This window comes from Microbaculum marinum, assembly GCF_037855135.1.
Taxonomy (GTDB): domain Bacteria; phylum Pseudomonadota; class Alphaproteobacteria; order Rhizobiales; family Tepidamorphaceae; genus Microbaculum; species Microbaculum marinum.
This window is the reverse complement of sequence record NZ_JAZHOF010000003.1, coordinates 119,857-144,395: the sequence shown is the minus strand read 5'-3', so window position 1 is coordinate 144,395 and position 24,539 is coordinate 119,857. Positions and strand designations below refer to the sequence as shown.

Below are 24,539 nucleotides of genomic sequence, written 5' to 3'. Positions count from 1 at the left end.
GCGGTAGGGGGCGGCCGTGAACAGGCTCGTTGTATCAATTCCCCTGATCCGGTTCACCGCACGAGGAGGGACACACCATGGCTTTTGAACTTCCCGATCTGCCCTATGCCTACGACGCCCTTGCGCCGTACATGTCGGCGGAGACGCTCGAATTCCACCACGACAAGCATCATCTGGCTTACGTCAACAACGGCAACAACCTGCTCAAGGGCAGCGAATGGGAGGGGCAGAGCCTCGAGGAGATCGTCAAGGGCTCCTTCGGCAAGAACGCCGGCCTCTTCAACAATGCCGGCCAGCACTACAACCACATCCACTTCTGGAAATGGATGAAGCCGAATGGCGGCGGCAACAAGCTTCCCGGCAAGCTGTCGGCGGCGATCGAATCGGACATCGGCGGCTACGACAAGCTTCGCGAGGCCTTCGTCAACGCCGGTGTGACGCAGTTCGGCTCGGGCTGGTGCTGGCTCGCCGTCAAGGACGGCAAGCTCGAGGTGATGAAGACGCCGAACGGCGAGAACCCGCTGGTGCACGGCGCCACGCCGATCCTCGGCTGCGACGTCTGGGAGCACTCCTACTACATCGACTATCGCAACCGGCGCCCGGACTACCTCGCCGCCTGGGTCGATCACCTGATCAACTGGGAATACGTCGAGGAACTGTTCGAGGCCGCCTCCTGAGCGACGGCGGGCGAAACGAGATTGGAAAACGGGGCCGTGTGCCCCGTTTTTCGTTTGCGGCCATTCACGCGCCTGCAGAAATCATCTGAAATACCTGTCCATCGAGCTGCGTCGTCTGGCTGGTCGGCCGCGGCGGACATACCCCGGCCGTTACTCGGGCAATCGAAAGAGGCGTCATGCTTACGATCCACGCCGCCGCCGAATCAGGTCTGCACCCGATCCCGGATGCCGAATCGCTTTCATCGCTACCCGACAATGCCGTCTGGCTTGACCTCTACCACCCCTCGCCAGAAGAGGAGGCACAGGTCGAGGCCTGGCTCGGCATTGACGTGCCGAGCCGTGAGGAGATGCGCGAGATCGAGATCTCCAGCCGCCTGTACGAGGAGGACGGCGCGCTCTTCATGACGGTGCTGGCCCTCTACAATGCCGACCAGAAATATGCCGGCACGACCGACGTGACCTTCATCCTGAAGGACAGGTACCTGATCACGGTTCGCCACGCCGATCCCCGGCCGTTTTCGCTCTTTCTGCAACGGGCGCCAAAACTGGGCCCGGCGTGCCGGAATGGCGAATTCGTGCTGCTCGGCCTGATCGAGGCCTTCATCGACCGCATCGCGGATGTGCTCGAGCACGCCGGTCTCGACACCGAACAGATCGCCGTGGAAACCTTCGAACGGTCGGAAACCCGCAAGAAACCGATGACGACCGAGGACTTCAAGGTTGTCGTCGGACGCATCGGCCTTGCCGGCGACCTGACGTCGAAAGCGCGGGAAAGCCTCGTGACGATTTCCCGGGTCCTCGTCTACCTGACATCCGGGGCCGGCGAAATCCGGCTGTCGAAGGACGTCAAGACGCACATCAAGACGGCGCTGCGTGACGCCAACCAACTCTCCGACCACGCCAGCTACCTGGCCAACAAGACCGTCTTCCTGCTCGACGCGACCATGGGGCTGATCAACATCGAGCAGACCAACATCATCAAGATCTTCTCGGTCGCCGCGGCCGCAATGATGCCGCCGACCCTCATCGCCTCGATATACGGCATGAACTTCTCGTTCATGCCGGAGCTGCACGAGAAATGGGGTTATCCCGCCGTGCTCGTCCTGATGGTACTCTCCGCGCTGGCGCCTTTCCTTTATTTCAAGCGCAAGGGCTGGCTTTAGCCTGCTCGGTCCCGGGCCGTTTGAAGAAGAGGCTCGCCACGAAGCCGACCAGCACGTAGCCGATCAGCAGCGCGAGCCCGTTCTGATAGGTCGCGAAATCGGTGTCCCGGACGACGTTGCCCGCCATCTCCGGATTGCCCCGCAACACCGCGCCGAACAGCGCGGATGAACTGGCCGGCACCTCGACCATCATTCCGACCAGCGGCTGGATCGCGCCGCCAAGTACGAATGCCGCGGTGGCGACAATCGCGGTCGCCGTGGACCGCGCGAAGCCGGGCAGGTGCTTTTGAACGGCAGTGAGGCCGAGTATCGAGCCCGCCAGGGCGAAGCCGATCAGGAAATTCGACCAAATCGCCAGCGGTACGTCGAGGTCCTGAACGAACATCAGCGCGAATACCAGCAGTCCGATCAGGCCGAATACGCGTGCGGGTAGCACGAAGTCGCCGCGGATCTGGGCCCACGTGCCCGCAACGAGGCTGCCGACCGTAACCCCTAGCGGAATCGCCGCGTTGAAAACGGCGCCAAGCTGCGTGGAGTGGTGGAAATAGTTCGTCTGGAACTGGATGTTCCACAAGTCTCCGTAGGCCAGCACAGTGCCAAACAGGCAGGAATAGTAGATCAGCCCCATCCAGAACTGCAGCGATGTGAAGCAGACCATGAGCACCCTGGCCAGAGGGGCCGTGTCGGCAGGACGTGCGGGCAGCGCTTGTTTCGACCGGTCCCCGACGAACATGAGAAGCCCAATTGCAGCAATCAACGCCATCGCGCCGACTACCATGAACGGCGCCCGGAACGTCGCAAGCGCGGTGGTGAAGCTTGCCGCCAGCGCCACGGCGGCGCCTGCCAGGTTGGCGATGCTCTGGCTCAACGACGCCATAAACGAGAAGCGCTGCGGATAGTCGCGTCCGATGACGTACACGACGCCGACGAAGCTCACGGACAATCCGCAGCCCAGCAGCACGCGCGCGATCATGGCGAGCGGCAGAGAGGTGCTTCTTGCAAACAGGATGCATCCGATCGCGGCAATTATGGCCGCCGACGCGAGGAGCAAACGGGGAGCGAGGCGGCCCAGCAGTGCGCCGAGTGCGAGCTGCCCGATCGAGTAGGTGAGAAAGAATGCACCGCTCAGCGTGGCAAGCTGGCTTTGGCTGAGATCTAGTTCTCCGGATACGCTCGGGGCCTGGATGGCAAATAGGATCGCCACCACGACGCCGAGGACGAAAAACAGTTCGGCGGCGCCCCAGGCGAGAAAGCGGGATGCGGGCACCCACTGCCGTATCGCGACGTCCATCTCAGTCACCCCGGATCAGTCGCATGCTCCAGCGATTGTGCTCCTCGATGACCGGTCTCATGTCCATGCGGGCGATCGCGCCGTCGCTGACAATGATCTGGCCGCCGACGACGACCGTGCGGGCCGCGTGAGGGGCGCAGAACACCACCGCGGCCACCGGGTCGTGCAGTCCGCCCGCAAAGGCCAGCGTGTTGAGGTCTAGGGTGAAGAAGTCCGCACACTTGCCGGGTTCGAGCGAGCCGATATCGTCACGGCCAAGCACGCGCGCGCCCCCCAGCGTCGCGAGTTCCAGCGCTTCGCGGGCGGTCATCCATTCGGCCTGCCGCATGGGATGAGACGGTGACATCAGGAAGTGCTTGCGTGGCCCCTCGGGCGGCAGCAGGCCCAGCCTGAGACGCGCCAGCAACATCGCCTGCCGCGCCTCCAGCAGCATGTTGGAGGAATCGTTGGACGCCGAGCCGTCGACTCCGAGGCCGACGCGGATGCCGGCCGCCATGTACTTCTTGATCGGTGCAATACCCGAAGCGAGCCGCATGTTGGAGCAAGGACAGTGGGCGGCGCCGCACTGCGTCTGGGCGAAAGTCGCTATCTCCTCGTCGTCGACGTGGACGGCGTGGGCAAACCACACGTCCGGTCCGAGCCAGTCCAGCGTGCCCATCCACTCTACCGGCCGCTTGCCGAACCGCTCCAGGGTGTAACGCTCCTCGTCGAGCGTTTCGCAGAGGTGGGTGTGCAGCATTACGCCCTTGTCGCGGGCCAGCCGGGCGCTTTCCCGAAGCAGGTCTTCCGATACCGAGAATGGGGAGCAGGGCGCCAGGACGACGCGGGTCATCGCACCGTGACCTGCATCGTGATATCGGTCGATCACTCGGATCGAATCTTCCAGGATGAAGTCCTCGTCTTCCACGCAGTCGTCAGGCGGCAGCCCGCCACGGGATTCTCCCAGCGACATCGATCCGCGGCTGGCATGGAAGCGCATGCCGAGGTCCCGCGCCGCCTCGATCTGGTAGTCGACCTTGTTGCCGCTCTTGAATACGTAGGAATGGTCGAAGGCCGTGGTGCAGCCGGAAAGGGCGAGCTCAGCGAGGCCCACCAAGGTGCTGGCGCGCGAGGCTTCCGGGGTCGTCCGCGCCCAGATCCGGTAGTGCGCCGCAAGCCACGGGAACAGGTTGTTGTCCTGTGCGGCGGGAAGGTTGCGGGTCAGCGTCTGGTTCAGGTGATGGTGCGTGTTTATGAAGCCGGGCAGGACGATGTGGCCCGCTGCGTCGATGATCGTCTCGGCCGAGTGCGGAAGGGTGTCGCTCGGGCCGACCCGTCTGATGACGCCGTCCTCTGCGTACAGGCCGCCTCCTCGGATCTCCCGGCGCTCCGGATCCATCGTCACCAGGATATCGGCATTCCTGATCAGCAGGGACTGGCCCATGTCTCACCTGTCAGAAGGTCGCGCTCACATTCAGCCCGACGACGAAGGCGTCTTCGATGGTCGAGTAGCCGCTCGGATTCATGATGTACTGGATGCCCGGCTGGACCGATAGTGCCGGCAGAAGCTGCGCCTGGTAGTTCAGTTCCAGCAGCATTTCCGAGCTCTGGCCGGGTAGGTACTCGGAGAATACGCTCGCCGCAGCGACGAAGGCCAGGGTGTCGTCGGGCCGGTGGGGCAACAGGCCGGTGTAGCTCAGGCCGAGCGCGGCCATGGCCTTGACGTCGCTCTTCAGCGGCGGCGCGTAGCTCAGGGCGAACCAGCCCCACAGCCCCTGCGAATAATCGTCCGTCTCGCTGTAGAGCATCTGCTCGGCCATCCCGTAGATGCCCCAGGAATTGCGCTCCGACGTGTTGGTCGAAAGGTTCGTGAGCTCTTCGGTGTCATAGTAGTAGCCGGCCTTGTATGTTCCCGGCAGGCCGGGCCGGTTGGCGCTGTGCCCGACATGGAGTCCAGCCTCGCCGATAGCCAGAATGCCCGATCCGGCCGGCGCGCCAAACTCGAGCCCATAGTGGTCCGGGTCGCCCAGGCCGGGGTATACGAGGTAGGCGCCGGCCTGGGCATACCAGCGGTCGCCCGGCTTCACCTTGACGCGCGCGCCCCAGACCGCATCGGGATCGGTTGGGAAGGTGATGTCGAACTGGCCGGCGACCGGATTGCCGCAGATCGAACCGTTCATCGACGTACAGGCCTTCGCGAATGTGGCGAAGTCGTCGAACGTGACGATCCGGCCGGCAAGCACTTCCGTCGTCTGATCGAACAGCTGCGCTCCGACCGCCAGGTACACGACCTTCGGCTGGAACCATCGCCCGTCGAGGTCGGAGACCTGAACGTCCATGACGTTGCCGATATGGGTGTCGCTCAGCGCGTCCGAGCCGTCGAGAATGCCGACCGATGTGGTGACGTAGACCGGGAAGGGCAGTGCGAACTGCCTGTCCAGATCCATCCGCAGGCCGAGCGACCAGTCACCCGTCCAGCTTGCTCCGCCTTCGATGACGCCGCCGACAGGGTTGGCGGCGAACTGACCCAGATAATCCAGCGTGAAGGAGATGCCCTCGCTTTCCAGCCGGTCGCGCGCACCGTTCCAGTTGCCGGTGATGCGCTGGGCCTGCCAGTCCCCCGACAGCCAGCCCCAGGTCGGGCTTTCCGGTGGCGCGTTCCTCTTCGGCGGCCGGCTGGATGTGACCCTGAGAAAATCGTCCCAGAGCACCTCCAGCGTGATGCTCGACTGGCTCCACGGTCCGGGTTCGGCGGTGGATGGGCCACGGCCCGCGAGAAGGAACGCGAGCAGGAGTGCCCACGAAGCGCACTTGGTTCCAGTCAGATACTTCACCGCCCCCATACCGATGGCACCGCTGCGTTGTTGCCCTTGCGGTCCCGGGACGCGAGGCGCCCGGAACACTGATCGGCAGGTTAGCCCATTGCACACCCGTCCCGACAGCCTGCGGCGTTCCGGTTCCGGCTTCGGTTCCGGCTTCGGCGATCAGGCGTGCGCCCACTCCCAGTAGAGGTCGCGCGCGCGCTGGTAGACCGGGCCCGGCTGCAGGTTGCGGTCATCGATCCGGTTGATGGGCAGAACCTTGGCGTAGTTGCCTGTGGAAAACAGTTCGTCGGCATCGAGCAGTTCGGCGTACTTGATGACGCGCTCGTGGACCGCGTAGCCGGCCGCCCGCAGCAGGGCGATCACCCGTTGCCGGGTGACGCCGTTCAGGAAGGTGCCGTTCGGATAGGGCGTGTGGACGACCCCGTCCTTGACCATCATCAGGTTGGCAGTGGCGAGTTCGGCGACGTTGCCCATGGAATCCAGCACGACCGCGTTCTCGAAACCCTTCTTCTGCGCCTCGATGATCGCCCTTCCGGAATTCGGATAGAGGCACGCCGCCTTGGCATTGACGGGGGCCTGCTCCAGTGACGGCCGCCGGAAGGACGACAGGCAGACCGGGAAGCCTGCCGGTTCCGGCATGGGAACCTCGTAGATGGACAGGCAGAAGCGCGTTGATTCCGGCAGCGGCGGAACGCCGACATATCCGCCCTCTTCGGCCCAGTACATCGGTCGGATGTAGAGAGCGGCGTCCCTGTCGAAGCGTGCGAGGCCGTCCCGGGTCAGTTCGACGATTTCCTCGCTTCGCAGCACCGGTTCCAGGCCGAGCGCGCGCGCCGATTCATTGACGCGGACACAGTGCATGTCGAGGTCGGGCGCCACGCCCTCGAACGCACGAGCGCCGTCGAAGACGCATGAGCCGAGCCAGAGTGCATGGCTGCGCGGACCGACCAGCGGGGGATTGCCATCGACCCAATCACCGTCGATGTACGACCATGTCTTCGACCACCCCGCCATGCCGTCCCTCCCGCTCGAGCGCCGCTATCGAAGTCCCTTCGTGCGCAATCGTCAATGCTGCGTCAACAATGGCGTCGAGGAGGCGTCGCGCAAGTCACGCCGCTTCATTGTCCTCATCGGCGCAACAGACCGTTCGCGTCATCGGTACATAGCGGGGATTACCGCAGGATGCGCCGGTATTCATGAGAGGCCGGGGAGACAGCATCACATGGCTGTGACTTGTGCCCTCCCGATCGTTTTCCGATGGTCGGAGCACCCCCGAAGGGACGTGATGAATCGTGGAGGAGAAGGTATGAAACGCTTGCTGTTCGTCGGAACCACAGTGGCGGTGCTCGCCACAGGAGCGGTCGCCTGGGCGGCGATGGACCCGATCGCCAAACGTCAGATGGTGATGAAGAACAACGGCGCCGCGGTCGGCACGCTGGCAAAGATGGCGAAGGGCGAAATGCCGTTTGACGCCGGTGCCGCGAATCTGGCGGTGCGCGTGCTCTACAACGGCTCTGCCGGCTTCACGAGCCTGTTTCCCGAGGGAACGCAGACCGGCGGCGACACGGAGGCCAGTCCGAAGATCTGGGAAGACATGGCCGGCTTCCAGGCCAAGGACGACGCCCTCGCCGAGGCGGCCGCCGGTATAATCGCCAACCCGATTTCCGATCTCGACGGCGTCAAGGCGGCGCTCGGCACGATCGGGCAGACCTGCCAGGGCTGCCACGAAACCTACCGCCAGAAGAACAACGGCTGACGCGTCGGGGCATACTCCCCGCATGCTGATCCGAATCATATCCGGCCTGGTCGTGCTCGCCCTGATCGGGGCGGGCGCCTTCTGGCTCTTGACGATGCCGACGCCCCTTGCGGCGACGGATCTGCCGGATCACGAGCCCGACGTCGCCAATGGCGAGTACATGTTCTACGCCGGCGGCTGTGCGTCCTGCCACGCGACGCCGGACCAGGACGATCCATTGCAGCTGGGCGGCGGCCTGGCGCTTCCCTCGCCTTTCGGAACCTTCCGGGTGCCCAACATTTCGCCGGATCCCGACAGCGGGATCGGCGGCTGGTCGGCGATCGACCTGGTCAACGCCATGACCCGAGGCATCGCGCCGGGCGGCACCCACCTCTATCCGTCCTTCCCCTACACGTCGTACCAGCGCATTAAGGTGGAAGACATCATCGACCTGAAGGCATTCCTCGATACCGTGCCGGCGGTGGCCTCGGACGTGCCCGGACATGAACTGCCGTTCCCGTTCAACATCCGGCGCGGTCTCGGCCTTTGGCAGCTTCTGTTCCTGGACGGCGAACCATTCACGCCGGATCCGGACGCCACCGACCAGATCAACCGGGGCGCCTATCTCGTCACGGGACCCGGCCACTGCGGCGAATGCCACACCCCGCGCAACGTCCTGGGCGGCCTGGAGCGCGACAGGTGGCTCGAAGGCGCGCCGAACCCGGAAGGGGAGGGCACCGTTCCCGACATCACCGCGGCCGGTCTTGCGAACTGGTCAGCCTCCGACATCGCATATGCCCTGGAAAGCGGCTTCACGCCGGACTTCGATTCGCTAGGCGGCAGCATGGCGCGCGTAGTCCGCAACACGTCGCAGCTCACCGCCGATGACCGCGATGCGATTGCCGCCTATCTGAAGAGCCTGCCCGACGCCCGCTAGCCAAGTTCCGCAGTCAGCGTCGACAGCAAATGCCTCCAGGACTGCGGCGCGTCGCATTGAAGCTTTCGGCAAAGCAGTTTCTTCGGCGCTCTCGCTGGCGGACGTATCCTCGCGTCTGCAAACATGCCTTTGCGGTACACAACCGCCGCCGACATCTGGTAAACAGGTCATCCGACAAGTAGCGTATACCTCGTCGGGCTGGCATGTTGCTGAAGACAATAGCCCGTTCCGCGGCCGAGTGCATCTGCGCGACGCCGGCAAACGCCATAATAGACACTTGGGAGAAAACGTCGATGAAACGGAGAAACTTCCTTAAGGGTGCCAGCCTCGCGATGGCCGCCGCGTTTGGCATGCTCGGCGCCGGCGCCGCTCAGGCGGCATATCCGGATCGCCCCATCACGATGATCGTGCCCTGGGGCGCCGGTGGCGGTACGGACGCGGTCGGCCGCATCTTCGCCAGCCTCCTCGAGAAGGAACTCGGCGTGCCCGTCAACGTCGTAAACCGCACCGGCGGCAGCGGCGTCGTTGGCCATTCGGCGATCGCCACCGCCAAGCCGGACGGCTACACGATCGGCATCGCCACCGTCGAGATCGCCATGATGCACTGGGCCGGTCTCACCGAACTGACCTATGAGGACTACACCGTGCTCGGCCAGGTCAATCTCGACCCGGGCGGGCTCATGGTGGCCAAGGGGTCCCCCTACCAGACCGCCGCCGATCTGCTCGCCGCCATCAAGAAGGAGCCTGAGGGCACCTTCAAGGGCTCCGGCACCGGACAGGGAGGCATCTGGCATCTCGGCTTTGCCGGCTGGATGCTGAGCGAAGGCGTCGACCCGGCCGTGGCGCCGTGGATCCCGAGCCAGGGCTCCGCTCCCGCGCTGAAGGACATGGTCGCCGGCGGCACCGATTTCGTGACGTCGTCGCTCGCCGAGGGGCGGGCGCTCATCGATGCGGGCGAGGTGGTGCCGCTCGCCAACATGGGCGAGGAGCGCCTGGCGATTTTCCCCGACGTGCCGACGCTCAAGGAAGCGACCGGATCCGACTGGGTGGTCGGTGCTTGGCGGATGGTGGTCGGGCCGAAAGGTCTGCCGGAGGAGGTCACGTCGGTCCTGATTCCGGCGCTCGAGAAGGCCTATAACAGCCCCGAATACAAGGAGTTCATGGACGGCCGCGGCTTCGGCATGGTCTGGCGTCCGGCCGACGAGGCAAAGGCCTTCATGCAGAAATCCGACACGGATTTCGGCGAGGTCATGAAGAAGGCCGGCCTGACGAAATAGGCGACGAGTTCCTCCTCCCCGGCGGGCTGCCAGGCCCGCCGGGGTGAGACGCGGTCCGCGTCAGCGGACGATACGCGTCGCGTTTTGAGCGGTCGAACGCCCGAGACGCGAGTCGAGTGCCGGGAGCGGGCAGGCGTGCACAGAAGCAAGATCCGGATGGCAGATGCAGGCTCGCCCCCGACAGGGGAGAGCAGACCGGTGCTACGTTCCTCTCTGTCGTCATCCCGGCCGAGCGAAAGCGAGAGCCGGGATCGGAGAGCCACCGCGGCCTCAGTGGCTCTCCGATCCCGGATAATCGCATTCGCGATTTCCGGGATGACGGCGGAGAGATTGGGGCGAGCAGTAGACGACTTCGGGTGCATCCGGAAACAGCCGTCCGGGAAATCGGGACGTCTCTCTTGAAAGTCAACGACGCCATATCCGGGCTGCTGTTCGTCCTGCTCGCCGGCGCCATCTACTATGTCACCCGCAATTTTCCCATCATGCCGGGACAGGACTACGGCGCCGCGTTCTTTCCGCGAACCATCGCGACGTTCATGGCGATTCTCGGTGCGTTGCTCATGATCCGCGGCATCCGCGAACGGGAGGCTGGGCCAGTGGCTGAGCCGTTCGAGTGGATGCGCTCGCCGGGGCTTGTCGCCAATTTCCTGCTCGTGGTCGGCGCCTTGATTTTCTACATCGCCGTGTCGGACCGACTGGGTTTCGTCATCACCGCCTTCATCACGCTCTACGCGCTGCTGTTCTGGCTGCGGGGCCGGCGCTTCTGGCTGTCCTCGCTGGCGATATCAGTCGTCTCGGTGATCGTCCTGCAGCAGTTCTTCGGCCAGTTCCTGCGCGTGCCCCTGCCATGGGGCGTGCTCGAAGCCTACGCCTGGTGACGGTGCGCTGATGGAAATCTTCCTGGAAGCGATCCCGCTGGTCTTCGATCCATACGTCCTGACGGTGATCCTGCTGTCGGGCATGTTCGGCCTGTTCATGGGCGCGATACCCGGCCTGTCGGCAACCATGGCGACCGCGCTGCTCGTTCCCGTCACGTTCTTCATGCCGCCGGTGCCCGCGCTCGCCGCCGTGGTTACGGCCACCGCCATGGCGATATTCGCGGGCGACCTGCCCGGCGCGCTCCTGCGCATCCCCGGGACCCCGGCATCGGCCGCCTATACCGACGAAGCCTTTGCGATGACGCGGAAGGGCAAGGCGGAACTGGTGCTCGGCACCGGTCTCGTCGCCGCAGTCATCGGTGGTCTTTTCGGGGCCGTCGTGCTGACCTTCACGGCCCCGTTCCTGGCGAAGTTCGCCCTGAAGTTCTCCTCATTCGAGTATTTCTGGCTTGCCTGTCTCGGCCTGACCTGCGCTGCCTTCATCTCCAGCGACAGTCCAGGGAAAGGGGGCCTCTCCCTGCTGATCGGCCTGCTGATCGCCACCGTCGGCCTCGACCCGATGTCCGGCCAGCCGCGGTTCACCTTCGGCAGCGTCGAGCTGATGGGCGGCGTCAACTTCATTCCCGCGATGATCGGCATGTTCGCGCTTGCCGAGGTGCTGCGCACGGTGACCGCGGTGAGACCGCCACCAAAGGTGGAGCAATCGACGATCGGCAACATATTTGCAGGTCTGGGGCCGGTGCTGTTGCGCTACAGGAAGAACCTGTTCCGCGGCAGCGTCATCGGCGTGCTGGTCGGCGCGCTTCCCGGCGCCGGATCCGATATCGCCGCATGGATATCCTACGCGGTCGCCAAGAAGTTCTCAAAGGAACCCGAGAAGTTCGGCACCGGCCACGTCGAGGGAATCGTCGACTCCGGCGCCTCCAACAATGCCGGTCTAGGCGGCACCTGGGTGCCCGCGCTCGTTTTCGGCATACCGGGCGATTCGATCACGGCGATCGTGATCGGTGTGCTCTACGTGAAGGGCATGAACCCGGGTCCGACCGTGTTCCTCGACCAGCCGGAGCTGATCTACGCGGTCTTCGTATCCTTTTTCGTCGCCAACATCCTGCTGCTGCCGCTCGGCTATGCGGCGATCAAGTCGTCGAAGCAGCTGCTGCGCGTCCCGCGCAACGTCCTGATGCCGATCATCCTGATGTTCTGCATCGTCGGCACATTCGCCATCAACAACACCGTCTTCGGCATCGGCATCATGCTGGCGCTCGGCCTGCTCGCCTACCTGATGGAGGAGAACGGCTTCCCGATCGCGCCGGCGATCCTGGGCCTGGTCCTCGGCGGCCTGCTCGAGGACAGTTTTATGACCTCGATGATCAAGTCGAACGGTTCGATGCTCGCCTTCTTCGAGCGGCCCCTGTCGGCGGTACTCGGCGCCGTCACGATCCTGATCTGGGTCTCGCCCTTCATCGTCAGACTGCGCCGCCGCGGCGCCTCGCCGGCCGGCGACACGTAGGCCGGCCTGTCGCGATCGGATGAAGATCGCATGGTCCTCGCGTCCACCATCCCACGTTATCCCGGCCGCAGAGCCGGGATCGCCAGAGACCGCAGCGTCTGCGTTCGTGGCGATCCCGGATAGCCGCACTGCGGCTTCCGGGATGACGTGGATGGGGAGGCTGGTGGACTGGACAAGCGCTCCAGTAGTGACGCGTTACCCGCTGGCCGTTGTCAGTTCCCTCTACTTCCAACTCACGTCATCCCGGCCGCAGAGCCGGGATCGCCCGGAGCCGCAGGGCTGCGGCTTCCGGGACGACGCAGGAGTAAGACAGGTGCGGTCCGCGCCTCAGCGCGCTGCCAGCCCCGCTGACCCGCGGCCATGTGCCGCCGGCGCGGCAACCCCTTCCACCCCACGTCATCCCGGCCGCAGAGCCGGGATCGCCTGAGGCCGCAGCGCCTGCGTCCGTGGCGATCCCGGATAGCCGCATTGCGGCTTCCGGGATGACGTGGAGGGGGAGGCTGGTGGACCGAGATGACGTAGAGGGCGAGGCCGGTGGACAGGGTGGACGCTCGAGACTCGGCCCGTCCTCCCTTGTCCTTTTGCCAGCCTCCGCCCCTTCCACCAGACGTCATCCCGGCCGAAGAGCCGGGATCGCCAGGGGCCGGAGCGCAGCCGGTTGCGACGATCCCGGATAACATCTCACGCGGCTTCCGGGACAACGAGCGAACAGCCCCGCGGCCGACAGCGGCCGCTCAGGCCTCGGCGAGCGCCCCGATCACCCGGGCCCAGGCGCGGGCGCCGTGGTGGAAGCTCGACAGGTTGTATTTTTCGTTGGGTGAATGGATCTTGTCGTCGTCCAGGCCGAAGCCGATCAGCACGGAATCAAGGCCGAGCGTCCGCTTGAAATCGCCGACGATCGGAATCGAGCCGCCGCAGCCCATCATCACGGTCGGACGCTCGAACTCCGCCTCGAGCGCGGCGGCGGCCTTGGCCACCTGCGGGCTCGAGGTGTCGACCTTCAGCGCCGGGGAGGCGGCGTGGCCGATGAACTGGACCTTGCAGTCGGCCGGCACCCGTTCCTTCACGAAGGCGCGGAAGTTCTCGCGGATCTTCAGCGGGTCCTGTTCGCCGACGAGCCGGAACGAGACCTTGGCAGACGCCTTCGAGGCGATCACCGTCTTCGAGCCCTCGCCGGTATAGCCGCCGATGATGCCGTTGACGTCGCAGGTCGGGCGCGACCAGATCTGCTCGAGCACGCTGCGACCGGTTTCCCCGGCAGGCTGGGCCAGGCCGACCTCGCCCAGGAAGGTCTCGGCGCTGAAACCGAGGCCGTCCCACTGCGCCTTGATGTCGGCGGGTATCTCTTCCACGCCGTCGTAGAAGTGCGGCACCTGAATGCGGCCGTTGTCGTCGTGCAGCGCCGCAACGATGCGCGCCACCACACTGATCGGGTTGCGGGCGGCTCCGCCGTACATGCCCGAGTGCAGGTCGCGGTTGGCCGCGGTGACGACGAATTCCTCGAAAAGCAGGCCACGCAGCATCGTCGTGATCGCCGGGGTCTTCGCGTCCCACATTCCGGTATCGCAGACCAGCGCGAAGTCGGTGGTCAGCTCGTCCTTGTGGCTGTCGAGGAACGGCCCGAGGCTGTTGCTGCCCGATTCCTCCTCGCCCTCGATCAACACCGTGATCGCGATCGGCAGGCTGCCGGTGCCGGCCACCCAGCCGCGACAGGCCTCAATGAAAGTCATGAACTGGCCCTTGTCGTCGGACGCGCCGCGAGCGACGATCTGCTTGCCGTGCGGGCCGTCGACCAGGCGGGGCTCGAAGGGCGGCGCCTCCCAAAGGGCAATCGGGTCGGCCGGCTGGACGTCGTAGTGGCCGTAGAACAGCACGTGAGGCACGCCGTCTCCCGGCGTTCCGTAATGGCCGACCACCATAGGCTGGCCGCCGGTCTCCCGTGCCGAGGAGTCGAAGCCGATGTCGCGAAGCTGCGCTACCACCCAGTCCGCGGCCTTGCGGCAGTCCCCGTTGTGGGCCGGGTCGGTGGAGATCGAGGGAATACGGATCAGCTCGAACAGGCGGTCCAGGCTGCCGGCGAGGCCGGCATCGATCGCGGCGAGCGCCCGTCCGGTCGCGTCTTCCGTGGCGGTCATCTAGAACTCCTCATGATGGGGGTGCCGTGGGGCTTTTGAAGCAACGGCTAGTCGAACTGGCGCCCGGCGGCAAGTCCGACTGCGCCGGCTGCCGGCGAAGACTTCAGCGCAGCAGCGAACCGAAGATGCCGCGAACGATCTTTGCTCCGCCATCGCCCATGTTGCGGCCAAGCGAGGAGGCAAGCGACCGTCCGTAGGACTTCAGGATCTGGATCCCGGCGTCCTCGAGTTCCTTCGGCAGGCCCGTGAAGGTGTCCGGGGGTGCCTTCGGAGCGCGGTCAGGGTTCGCAGCCGATTCCACCTTATTGGCGGCGCGATCCGCCAGGATCTCGTAAGCCGATTCCCGGTCCTCCGCAGTGTCGTAGATGCCCGCAACCGGGCTCTCGGACATAAGCGTCGTCCGTTCGGCCGCGCCTATCGGGCCCATCCGCGAGCACGGAGGCCGCACCAGCGTGCGCTGGACGACCGAGGGGACCCCCTTGTCTTCCAGCGTCGAGACCAGCGCCTCTCCGACACCAAGTTCGGTGATTGCGCGTGCCGTATCGAAGTCGGGATTGGGGCGGAACGTGTCGGCAGCGGTTTTCACCGCCTTCTGCTCGCGAGGGGTGTAGGCACGCAGTGCGTGCTGCACGCGGTTGCCCAGTTGCGCCAGCACCTTGTCTGGTACGTCGAGGGGGTTCTGCGTAACGAAAAACACGCCGACGCCCTTGGAACGGATCAGCCGCACCACCTGCTCGATCTTGTCGATCAACGCGTCAGGCGCGTCGTCGAACAGCAGGTGCGCCTCGTCGAAAAAGAATACCAGCTTGGGCTTGTCCGGATCGCCGACCTCCGGCAATTCCTCGAACAGTTCGGAGAGGAGCCAGAGCAGGAAGGTGGCGTAAAGCCGGGGCGAGGAGATCAGTCGGTCGGCAGCGAGCACGTTGACATAGCCGCGTCCGTCGCCGTCGACGCGCATCAGATCGTCGATCGACAGCGCCGGCTCGCCGAAGAAGTGCTCGGCACCCTGGTTCTCCAGGACCAGCAGGCGGCGCTGGATCGCGCCGATCGTCTGCTTGGTGACGTTGCCGTAGGTCGTGGTCACCGTGCCGCCCATCTCGCCGAGATGCTGAAGCAGCGCCCGGAGATCCTTCATGTCGAGGATCAGCAGATTCTGGTCGTCGGCAATCCGGAAGGCGATGTTCAGGGCCCCTTCCTGCGCCTCGGTGAGCTCAAGAAGGCGCGACAGTATCAGCGGGCCCATCTCGGTGATGGTGGTGCGGACCGGATGGCCCTGCTCGCCGAACAGGTCCCAGAAGATCGTCGGCGTCGCGGCGAAGGCGTAGTCGGCAAGCCCGATCGCCTCGGCCCGCTTGAGAAGGAAGTCCTTCGGCTCTCCCGGCGCCGCGATGCCGGAAAGATCGCCCTTCACGTCGGCGCAGAACACCGGCACTCCGGCACTGGCGAACCCCTCGGCGAGAATCTGCAGGGTCACCGTCTTGCCCGTGCCGGTGGCGCCCGTGACGAGGCCGTGCCGGTTGGCGTAGCGCAGGTGGATGTGCTCCGGCTTGACGCTGGCGCCGATGAAGATCCTGCCGTCGCTGTCCGACATGTCGGCCCCTTGCAAACCGTGTGCGACGAAGCCGTCCGCGTTGCGCGGACCTCGCCGGCAGATCTTATAGGAACCGCTCCGGACGGGCGCAATGCGCGGTTGTCACTGTCCGGACGCCATTGCACAATATGCCCATAAACGGGGCGCCGATCCTGTCGGCGGATGAGGAGACATTCATGGATGAGCTCGTCGACCGGCTCGTGACGACGGTCGGGATCAGCAGGGAGCAGGCCGAACTGGCGCTCTCCAACATGCTCGGTTTCCTCAAGCAGGCGGGCCCGCCCGACAAGGTAGCGGAGCTCGTGGAGAGGCTGCCCGGGGCCGAGAGCGTGCAGACGCCGCGCGGCGGAATGGGCGGCATGATCGGCGCGATGGCGGCCTATAATTCCCTCACCTCCGCCGGGCTCGACATGGGGCAGATCCAGGGCGTGGCGAGGGAACTGATCGCCTATGCCAAGCTGCACGCGGGCGACGAACTGGTAAACGATGTGGTCGCTTCGGTTCCCGGTCTCAACCAGTTCGCCTGAAGGGAACCCCGGAAAAGCGTCCAGGCGAGAGGAGACGTTTCATGTCCTATCCGGTGCTCAAGATCGAAGGTATTGGCAAGAAGTACGCGAAAATGCTGGACAAGGCAGGCGTCCGGACCACCGGCAAGCTGCACGATCGCGCCAGGGACCCCAAGGGCCGCAAACAGCTGGCAGCCGAATCCGGGATCGACGAGACCTACATCCTGAAATGGGCGAACATGTCCGACCTGATGCGCATAAAGGGGGTCGGCGAGGAATACTCCGAGCTCCTTGAGGTGGCCGGTGTCGACACCATCAAGGAATTGCGCAACCGCAGGCCGGAGAACCTCTACGCCAGGATGGTGGAGGTAAATGACGTCAAGAAACTGGTCCGCGCGCTTCCGGGCGAGAGCAAGGTCCGGGACTGGGTCGCGCAGGCCAAGGGGCTGTCGCCCGTGATGAAGTATTGATCCGCCGCCAAGTCACCACCTTTGGACGGTGGCGATCGCTCGCGCGGTGTGGCAGTTAGCGACGGTCGGATTGACGGTCGGCGAACAGGATTGCGGGGCGAGGCGACCGAATGAGTGATTTGGACTTGGCCGCCGCTTTCCCGGCGGCCGAAGAGGAGCAGTGGCTCGGCCTGGTCGAGAAGGTCCTGGCGGGGCGCGATTTCAGACGCTCGCTGGTCACCAAGACGCGTGACGCGATCGAGATCGAACCCCTGTACGGCCAGCAGGATAGTGGCCCGGCCACCGGGGGGCGGTCGGGCCGGTGGACCGTCTTCCAGCGCGTCGATCATCCCCATGCGGCTGCCGCCAACCGGCTCGTCCGGGCCGACCTCGATGGCGGTGCCGACGGTCTCGAACTCGTCTTCCCCGGCGCTATAGGTGCCAATGGCTACGGCGTTGGCGTGAACACCGTAGCCGACCTGACCACCGTTCTCGACGGCGTCGACCTGACCGGCGTCAAATTGCGGATCGACGGCGGCTATCAGAGCCGCCCAGCCATGGTCCTTGCGATCGCGCTGGCCCGCACGTGGGGCCTGGAGCCGGGTTCCGTGGATATCGTCGGCCAGTCGGACCCCGCCAACGGGCTCGTCGGACTGGGCCGGCTTCTTGCGTCCTATGACCGGGTCAGCGCGTGGTCGGTGGATCTTGCCTACTATCTCGTCGAAACGGGCTGGAACGTCGCGCCGTTCGTCGCCGACGGGCGCACGGTCCATGGCGGTGGCGGTTCGGAGGCTCAGGAACTTGCGTATTGCCTGTCCGTCGCCGTCGAGCACATGCGCGTTCTGGAGAAGGGCGGCCTGCCGGCGGACGCGGCGCGGCGTCTCGTGACCTTCTCGCTGGCCGCCGATGCCGATCAGTTCGCTACGATCGCGAAGTTCAGAGCAATCCGCATTCTCTGGGATCGTGTCCAGGAGGCCTGCAGGCTGACGCCGGAGCCCGCGCGGATCCATGCGGAGACATCCTGGCGGATGATGTCGCGCCGCGATCCGTGGGTGAACCTGTTGCGCACGACGGTCGCGACCGCCGCCGCCGGGATCGGCGGAGCCGATTCCCTGACCGTCCTGCCGTTCACTACCGCCCTCGGTCTCCCCGACGGATTTGCCCGGCGCCTTGCCCGCAACACGCAACTCGTCCTGATAGAGGAGGCGGCCATCGGCAGGGTCGGCGATCCGGCCGCCGGCTCGGGCTACGTGGAGGCACTGACCGGCAGGATGTGCGAAGCCGCCTGGGCGGAATTTCAGCGAATAGAGGCGGAAGGGGGCATCATCGAATCGGCCGTCTCGGGCCTGCTGCAACGTCGGATCAAGGCCGTTCAGGATGCGCGCATTGCCGATGTGGCGCACCGAAAGGTGCCCCTTACCGGTGTTTCCGAGTTTCCGTATCTTGCCGAGTTGCCGGTTCGCACGTTGCGCCCGGAGACGGACGATGTCGAACTGTCGGGAGAAGAGATCGACATTCCCCAGCCGGCCAGGGGCGCGCGCTATTCGGCGCTTGTCGCGGCGGTCGAACGGGGCGCCTCCATCTCCGACATCGTCGCGACGGCGGGCCTCGACTGGATCCGCTGCATGGCCGTGCCGCGCTACCGGCTCGCCGAGCCGTTCGAGCGGTTGCGCGACGCCAGCGACCGGGTGCGCGATCAGTCCGGCAAGCGTCCGGCTGTATTCCTTGCCACCATAGGGACGATGGCCGACTTCACCGTGCGCGCCGGTTTCGCCAGGAATGCTTTCGAGGCGGGCGGCCTGGTGGCGCTCGGCGCGGACGTCTATGCCGACCAGGATGCGATGGCGTTGGCCTTCGCCCGCAGCGGCGCCCGCATTGCCTGCATCTGCGGCACCGACGCCGGCTATGAAGAGCACGCAGCCGACTACGCCAGGGTGCTGAAGGCCAACGAGGCGGCCGGCATCTACCTGGCCGGCCGCCCCGGCGAGCGCGAACGCGACTGGGCGGAGGCCGGCGTCGACGAGTATCTCTTCGCAGGATGTGATATCCTGTCGTTTCTGGATTCAGCCTACCGGCGCCTTGGCATCAAGACCGACGCTGCCAATATGGCTGGAGAGGATGTGCGATGAGCGGCATTCCCGATTTCACCCAGGTTCCCTTCGCGATACCGGAGTCCGCGGCGGCTGCGCCGGTCGGATCTGCCTGGGTTACGCCCGAAGGGATCGAGGTGAAGCCCGCCTACGACGCGTCCGATCGCGACGGGCTTGAGTTCCTGAAGTCATGGCCGGGCATTGCGCCCTTCCTGCGCGGCCCCTATCCGACGATGTACACGACGAGGCCCTGGACGATCCGGCAGTACGCCGGATTCTCTACGGCCGAGGACTCCAATGCCTTCTACCGGCGCAATCTCGCCGCCGGCCAGAAGGGCCTGTCGATCGCCTTCGATCTGGCAACTCATCGCGGCTACGACTCCGACAATCCGCGCGTCACCGGGGACGTCGGCATGGCCGGCGTGGCGATCGACTCGATCTACGACATGCGGATCCTGTTCGACCACATTCCGCTCGACAAGATGAGCGTGTCGATGACCATGAACGGCGCGGTGCTGCCGATCATGGCGCTGTACATCGTGGTGGCCGAAGAGCAGGGCGTTGCGCCGGAGAAGCTGACGGGCACGATCCAGAACGACGTGCTCAAGGAGTTCATGGTCCGCAACACCTACATCTACCCCCCCAAGGCGTCGATGCGGGTGGTTTCCGACATCTTCGGCTATACCTCTCAGCTCATGCCGAAGTTCAACTCCATCTCGATCTCCGGCTACCACATGCAGGAGGCCGGCGCGACGGCCGACCTGGAACTCGCCTACACGCTTGCCGACGGCGTCGAGTACATGCGCGCCGGCATCGAGGCGGGCCTGAACGTCGACCGTTTCGCCCCCCGGCTGTCCTTCTTCTTCGCGATCGGCATGAACTATTTCATGGAGATCGCCAAGCTGCGCGCCGCCCGGCTCCTGTGGGCGAACCTCGTGATGCCGTTCGGTCCGCAGGATCAGAAGTCGCTGGCGCTCAGGACCCATTGCCAGACCTCCGGCTGGAGCCTCACCGCCCAGGACGTGTTCAACAACGTCACCCGCACGGGGATCGAGGCGATGGCCGCGACCCAGGGCCACACGCAATCGCTGCATACCAACGCGCTCGACGAGGCGCTGGCGCTGCCGACCGACTTCTCCGCCCGCATCGCCCGCAACACCCAGATCATGCTGGCACAGGAGGCCGGGACCTGCCGGGTCATCGACCCGTGGGGCGGCTCCTACTACGTCGAGCGGCTGACCCATGATCTCGCCGAAAAAGCCTGGGGGCATATCCAGGAGGTCGAGGAGATGGGCGGCATGGCCAAGGCGATCGAGGCCGGGCTGCCGAAGCTCAGGATCGAGGAAGCCGCCGCCCGCACCCAGGCGCGCATCGATTCCGGCCGCCAGGTCGTCGTCGGGGTGAACCGCTGGAAGCCTACGGAGGAGGACGAACTCGAGATCCTCAAGGTCGACAATTCAGAGGTGCGCCGCCAGCAGATCGACAAGCTGCGGCGACTGCGCGCCGAGCGCGACCAGGCGGCCGTGGATGCAGCGCTTGCGGCGCTGACCGCCAGCGCCGACGCCGGGCAGGGCAACCTGCTGGCGCTCGCCGTGGACGCTGCCCGGGCCAAGGCCACGGTCGGTGAGATTTCCGGCGCGCTCGAGAAGGTCTGGGGCCGCCATCAGGCCGAGATCCAGTCGATCTCGGGCGTCTACCGGCAGGAGGTCGGGCAGATGGACGAAAACGTCAGGCGCGTGCAGCGCATGGTCGACGCCTTCGAGCGGAACGAGGGGCGGCGCCCGCGAATTCTCGTCGCCAAGATGGGCCAGGACGGCCACGACCGAGGCCAGAAGGTGATTGCCTCCGCCTTTGCCGATCTGGGCTTCGATGTCGACATCGGCCCGCTCTTCGCAACCCCGGACGAGGCGGCCAGACAGGCGGTCGAGAACGACGTCCACATCATCGGGGTCTCCTCGCTCGCCGCCGGCCACCTGACGCTGGTGCCGGAGCTGAAGGCGGCTCTCGATGAAATGGGCCGCGGCGATATCATGATCGTCGTCGGCGGCGTCATCCCGCCGCAGGATTTCGCCGCGCTGAAGGAGGCCGGCGCCGCCGCGATCTTCCCGCCCGGCACGGTGATCGCCGATGCCGCGGTATCGCTGATCGCCGACCTAAACAAGCGCCTCGGCCACGAGCCGGCGGAAGCGGCGGAGTAGGCACAGCCTCCTTTCGCAAAGTGGGTGTTCCTTGAACTTCGGCCTTCGTCTGCCTATCCTTACATCTTATCGGAAGTAAGGAGACCTTGATGGATACAGGGACCCTGACCTCTAAGGGCCAGACGACCATCCCGAAGGCGATCCGCCAGCGGCTCGGATTGAAGGCTGGTGACCGGATTCTCTACGTCGTGCAGGACGGCGAGGTCGTGATGAGGCCCGCCAATCGACCGATCGGTTCTCTGAAGGAGGCATTGCCGAAGCCCGACCGGGCGCGATCTCTGGAGGAGATGGAGGAAGCGGTCGGCGAGGGCGCGAGCAAGGCGTGACGGGGGCGTGATCGGTCTCGATACCAACGTGCTGGTTCGCTACATCGTCGCCGACGACGCCGACCAGGCGAAGCGGGCGGCCCGCTTCATCGAGGACAACCTGTCCCCGGAAGTTCCCGGCTACATTGGCATCGTCGTCCTGGTCGAACTGGTCTGGGTCCTGGAACGGGCCTACGGCTATTCGCGTGGCCAGATCACGGGATTGCTGGATGCGCTCCTGACGACCGCGGAGTTGCGTGTCGAGGACGCCGAATCGATCTGGCCGCTACTAGATCCCTACCGGAAGGGGTCCGTCGGCTTCTCCGATCTCGTCATTGCCAGCCGCAATGTCGCTGCCGGCTGCGCCGAAACGGTGACGTTCGACCGCCGTTTCGACAAACTTTCCGGCGTCACCTCGCTCTGACCCCTCAGAACGGCAGCCCCTTTCCTATGCCGGCGGCGCCTGGCATGGTCATCGGCATGTCGCGGATGGTGACGCCCTCCGGCACGCTGAACAGCCCAGCGTCCTGCGTAATGCGCTCGATGTTCTCCAGCGAGGCGCCGAAGCCCATGCCGGAGGTCTGCACCGGGATGTTTTCTTCGGTCAGGCAGGCCTCGACCTCCTTCATCTTCCAGATCGTGCAGGTTTCCGATCCGATCGTCTTCACCTCGTCGGTCGGTTCTGCGTCAAACTCGTCGCCCGCCGGGGTCGGCAGGCGCATTGCCATCCCCGGCATCTGGTTCGACCACATCAGCATCTCGCCGGAGGTCATGTCGCGCACGCTGCTCATCTCCATTCCCTGCTGCTGCATTTTGATGCGCATCTTCTTCTGGTCCGCCGAATAGTGCATCTCGGCGTGGGCGATGTTGCCGTTGTCGTCGCTGAGCACCCACTCGCCCTGGAAATCCACTGTCGGGTAAGGCACCTCGGCGAGCGCCGGAGAACTGGTGAAAAGAACGGTCAGCAATCCGATCAGTCCAATGCGGGATGTCATGAATTAAACCTCTTTGAGAGTTCGGATGGCGGTATGGCCATCTGGCTATTAGTAGAGAAGGGATATTTCTAGACGACGAAATCGGTTTCGGGGAGGCATGATGAAAGCCGGATACATTTTGATCGTGACGGGGCTGATTGCTGCGTGTGCCGGCCTGCCGGCGCGCGGGTCGGACGGGCCGGGCGGATGGCCTGACCTCATCGGCCCTCCGCTGGTTCTGCAGGACTCCAGCGAAGCGGCCGACATCCGGGTCGCGCTTGCCCGCACTTCGGAAACCGTGCCCGCGCTGTTCCGGCTGACGCTGTCGCGCGCCAAGTCGGAAATGGCGGCTTTCGGGCGTGACGCTGAAGCGGAATATGCCGAGTTCGGCGACGATCCGGACTATCCGTGGCGGCCGTGGTCCTACGATATCGTCTTCGAAGAGCGCTATGCCCGGGAGCCTGTCTTCAGCCTGCTCGAATCGAAGTTCACCTACACCGGCGGCGCCCACCCCAATACCGATTTCGACGTGATCAATTTCGATGTCCGCAGCGGACGGGAGTTCGGGCTGTTCGAGCTGTTCGGCGACCTGTCGGACGGGGCGCCCGTCCTTGCCGCGATGACCGAGTTCACCCGGCGCGACCTCGCCGCCCAGAAGTCCGAGCGGTTCGGCGAGACGGTGGGCGAAGGCGACGAATCCCTGGATGTCGTGACGCCCACTGCGGATACCTTCCGCCTGTTCACCCTGACGCCGGCAAGGGATGCCGCCGGCGCCGCGGGCATCACCGTCCATTTCCCGCCTTACGCGGTCGGCGCATACGCGGAAGGAAGCTACGAGGTTTTCATTCCCGCGGAGGTATTCGCCCCCTACCTCACACCCGAATACGCCTCGCTGTTCGGCGGCGAGCCGGTCGGACTCGAGTCCGTGACGAACTGGGAATTTCCCGGCGCACTGCTGCTGAGCGCCAGCCCGCGCAACGGCGAAGCGGTCTCGTCGCCGCTGGCGCTGTCCGGCGAGGCGCCGTCGCACTGGTTCTTCGAAGGTGTCGCGGGTGTCGAGGTGCTCGACGAGAATGGCACCAGTCTCGGCACCGGCTACGTCACCTGGGACACTGCCGTGCCGACCAGCGGCATCGCGGCGGGAATGGTCGCGTATTCCGGCACGGTCGAGTTTGCCGAACCAACCGGCCAGACGGGAATTGTGGTGATCTCCGAAGACGACCCGTCCGACGGTGAGGCCGGGCCCGTCGAGCGTGTGCCGATCTATGTGGAATTCGACTGAGAGTAGGCGGTCCATGATGTGACAAACGGTAGCTTGCTGCGGCCCGGTCGTTTGTGTACCGGTCGGGTCCAGTCGATTGTGCGGAGATGTGTGAACAAGCCATGTTGCGACGGTTTCTAACGTTTTTCGCCGTTCTGCCCGTCCTTGCCGCGTGTGCGGGCGACGACCAGCCGACGGCGACCTCTGTGATACCGATTTCCTATACGATCACCGCGGAGTCGGCCGGCCCCATTACCCCGGAGACCGGCTATTCCGCCGCCACCTTCCGCCAGCTGTTTCCCAACGAACGCATCGACGTGATTTCCACCGCCGATGAGGACGGTGTGGTCAGTGCACTGACGGTGTTCTCCGACGGTCTGCAGGTGATGATGATCATTCCCGAGAGGTCGGGCGGCGGCATCAAGGCGGTGCACGGTTCCGGCCTGGCGGTTGCCGGACCGAACGGCGAGCGGCTGGGAATGACGTTTCGTCAGGCCGGCATCAGTCGGGACAGCTGTTCGGTCGGCCATGGCCCGTGGCTCGGCATGGCGGTTTGCACCGCCCGCGGCGCGCCGAACGTCCGGCTGGTCTTCGACAACGGCGGCTGGAACGGTTCTCCCAACGAACTGGCACCCGCCTCGAGCCTGGCTGAGGGGGAACTGCAGCGAATCGTCTGGATACCGACCCGCAGCGGATGATGCGGCCTGCGGTTGACGAATGCGGGCGGGAAGACGGGTGACGCAGACCCCGCGCTGCGC

General features: G+C 65.2%; 22 protein-coding genes. 15 read left to right on the top strand and 7 right to left on the bottom strand.

Going from position 1 to position 24,539, the window contains the following annotated elements; genetic code table 11:
• The first annotated feature begins 77 nt into the window (after window positions 1–77).
• Together V3328_RS07800 and corA are read left to right on the top strand one after the other, a co-directional pair.
• On the top strand, window positions 78–677 hold the full coding sequence (locus V3328_RS07800; protein WP_340329073.1) for a superoxide dismutase: 600 nt from the start codon (window positions 78–80) through the stop codon (window positions 675–677).
• A 176-nt stretch (window positions 678–853) separates the two neighbouring features.
• Entirely contained in the window at window positions 854–1,840 is a 987-nt protein-coding gene (gene corA / locus V3328_RS07795) for a magnesium/cobalt transporter CorA (protein WP_340329072.1), read from the top strand.
• Here corA and V3328_RS07790 read toward each other — a convergent pair.
• The 4 genes from V3328_RS07790 to V3328_RS07775 form a co-directional block, all read right to left on the bottom strand.
• Window positions 1,818–3,131 carry an MFS transporter gene (locus tag V3328_RS07790; RefSeq protein ID WP_340329071.1) on the bottom strand — a complete coding sequence of 438 codons (1,314 nt, stop codon included), beginning with the start codon at window positions 3,129–3,131 and terminating at the stop codon, window positions 1,818–1,820. The genes corA and V3328_RS07790 overlap by 23 nt on opposite strands.
• 1 nt (window position 3,132) lies before the next feature.
• The gene (locus V3328_RS07785) at window positions 3,133–4,554 is read right to left on the bottom strand and encodes an 8-oxoguanine deaminase (protein ID WP_340329070.1); all 1,422 of its coding nucleotides are present in this window, start codon (window positions 4,552–4,554) and stop codon (window positions 3,133–3,135) included.
• Between the two features lie 10 nt (window positions 4,555–4,564).
• The gene (locus V3328_RS07780) at window positions 4,565–5,944 is read right to left on the bottom strand and encodes a carbohydrate porin (RefSeq protein ID WP_340329069.1); all 1,380 of its coding nucleotides are present in this window, start codon (window positions 5,942–5,944) and stop codon (window positions 4,565–4,567) included.
• A gap of 150 nt (window positions 5,945–6,094) precedes the next feature.
• Window positions 6,095–6,949, bottom strand: a complete 855-nt coding sequence (locus V3328_RS07775) for a branched-chain amino acid aminotransferase (RefSeq protein WP_340329068.1) — start codon at window positions 6,947–6,949, stop codon at window positions 6,095–6,097.
• A 292-nt stretch (window positions 6,950–7,241) separates the two neighbouring features.
• On the opposite strand from V3328_RS07775, the gene V3328_RS07770 reads away from it, so the two are divergent.
• The 5 genes from V3328_RS07770 (at window position 7,242) to V3328_RS07750 (ending at window position 12,272) form a co-directional block, all read left to right on the top strand.
• A complete protein-coding gene (locus V3328_RS07770) occupies window positions 7,242–7,691 on the top strand; it encodes a c-type cytochrome (RefSeq protein WP_340329067.1) in 450 nt (149 codons plus the stop codon).
• Between the two features lie 22 nt (window positions 7,692–7,713).
• Window positions 7,714–8,607, top strand: coding sequence for a c-type cytochrome (locus V3328_RS07765; RefSeq protein WP_340329066.1), 894 nt, complete (start codon window positions 7,714–7,716; stop codon window positions 8,605–8,607).
• 293 nt (window positions 8,608–8,900) lie between these two features.
• The gene (locus tag V3328_RS07760) at window positions 8,901–9,884 is read left to right on the top strand and encodes a Bug family tripartite tricarboxylate transporter substrate binding protein (protein WP_340329065.1); all 984 of its coding nucleotides are present in this window, start codon (window positions 8,901–8,903) and stop codon (window positions 9,882–9,884) included.
• A 398-nt stretch (window positions 9,885–10,282) separates the two neighbouring features.
• Window positions 10,283–10,762 carry a tripartite tricarboxylate transporter TctB family protein gene (locus V3328_RS07755; RefSeq protein WP_340329064.1) on the top strand — a complete coding sequence of 160 codons (480 nt, stop codon included), beginning with the start codon at window positions 10,283–10,285 and terminating at the stop codon, window positions 10,760–10,762.
• A gap of 10 nt (window positions 10,763–10,772) precedes the next feature.
• Window positions 10,773–12,272, top strand: coding sequence for a tripartite tricarboxylate transporter permease (locus tag V3328_RS07750; RefSeq protein WP_340329063.1), 1,500 nt, complete (start codon window positions 10,773–10,775; stop codon window positions 12,270–12,272).
• Window positions 12,273–13,006: 734 nt separating this feature from the next.
• Here the strand turns inward: V3328_RS07750 and V3328_RS07745 are convergent.
• Window positions 13,007–14,407 (bottom strand): M20/M25/M40 family metallo-hydrolase, encoded by a 1,401-nt coding sequence (locus V3328_RS07745; RefSeq protein WP_340329062.1) that lies wholly within the window; start codon window positions 14,405–14,407, stop codon window positions 13,007–13,009.
• Between the two features lie 103 nt (window positions 14,408–14,510).
• Entirely contained in the window at window positions 14,511–15,998 is a 1,488-nt protein-coding gene (locus tag V3328_RS07740) for a helicase HerA-like C-terminal domain-containing protein (protein WP_340329061.1), read from the bottom strand.
• A 176-nt stretch (window positions 15,999–16,174) separates the two neighbouring features.
• Between V3328_RS07740 and V3328_RS07735 the strand changes: the two genes are divergently transcribed.
• From V3328_RS07735 to V3328_RS07710, 6 genes are all read left to right on the top strand, one after another.
• Window positions 16,175–16,525 carry a DUF2267 domain-containing protein gene (locus tag V3328_RS07735; protein WP_340329060.1) on the top strand — a complete coding sequence of 117 codons (351 nt, stop codon included), beginning with the start codon at window positions 16,175–16,177 and terminating at the stop codon, window positions 16,523–16,525.
• 41 nt (window positions 16,526–16,566) lie between these two features.
• Window positions 16,567–16,974 carry a DUF4332 domain-containing protein gene (locus tag V3328_RS07730; RefSeq protein ID WP_340329059.1) on the top strand — a complete coding sequence of 136 codons (408 nt, stop codon included), beginning with the start codon at window positions 16,567–16,569 and terminating at the stop codon, window positions 16,972–16,974.
• A 110-nt stretch (window positions 16,975–17,084) separates the two neighbouring features.
• Window positions 17,085–19,082: a methylmalonyl-CoA mutase family protein gene (locus tag V3328_RS07725; protein ID WP_340329058.1), complete on the top strand. Its 1,998-nt coding sequence runs from the start codon at window positions 17,085–17,087 to the stop codon at window positions 19,080–19,082.
• A complete protein-coding gene (scpA, locus tag V3328_RS07720) occupies window positions 19,079–21,241 on the top strand; it encodes a methylmalonyl-CoA mutase (RefSeq protein ID WP_340329057.1) in 2,163 nt (720 codons plus the stop codon). The genes V3328_RS07725 and scpA overlap by 4 nt, the downstream gene beginning before the upstream one ends.
• A gap of 89 nt (window positions 21,242–21,330) precedes the next feature.
• A complete protein-coding gene (locus V3328_RS07715; protein ID WP_340329056.1) occupies window positions 21,331–21,567 on the top strand; it encodes an AbrB/MazE/SpoVT family DNA-binding domain-containing protein in 237 nt (78 codons plus the stop codon).
• 7 nt (window positions 21,568–21,574) lie between these two features.
• A complete protein-coding gene (locus V3328_RS07710) occupies window positions 21,575–21,970 on the top strand; it encodes a PIN domain-containing protein (RefSeq protein ID WP_340329055.1) in 396 nt (131 codons plus the stop codon).
• Between the two features lie 4 nt (window positions 21,971–21,974).
• Here V3328_RS07710 and V3328_RS07705 read toward each other — a convergent pair whose 3' ends face one another.
• Window positions 21,975–22,541 (bottom strand): hypothetical protein, encoded by a 567-nt coding sequence (locus V3328_RS07705; RefSeq protein WP_340329054.1) that lies wholly within the window; start codon window positions 22,539–22,541, stop codon window positions 21,975–21,977.
• 100 nt (window positions 22,542–22,641) lie between these two features.
• Here V3328_RS07705 and V3328_RS07700 point away from each other — a divergent pair, with 100 nt between their 5' ends.
• Both V3328_RS07700 and V3328_RS07695 read left to right on the top strand, forming a co-directional pair.
• Entirely contained in the window at window positions 22,642–23,802 is a 1,161-nt protein-coding gene (locus V3328_RS07700) for a Gmad2 immunoglobulin-like domain-containing protein (RefSeq protein WP_340329053.1), read from the top strand.
• A gap of 185 nt (window positions 23,803–23,987) precedes the next feature.
• Window positions 23,988–24,479 (top strand): DUF1131 family protein, encoded by a 492-nt coding sequence (locus V3328_RS07695; protein ID WP_340329052.1) that lies wholly within the window; start codon window positions 23,988–23,990, stop codon window positions 24,477–24,479.
• Window positions 24,480–24,539 lie beyond the last annotated feature (60 nt).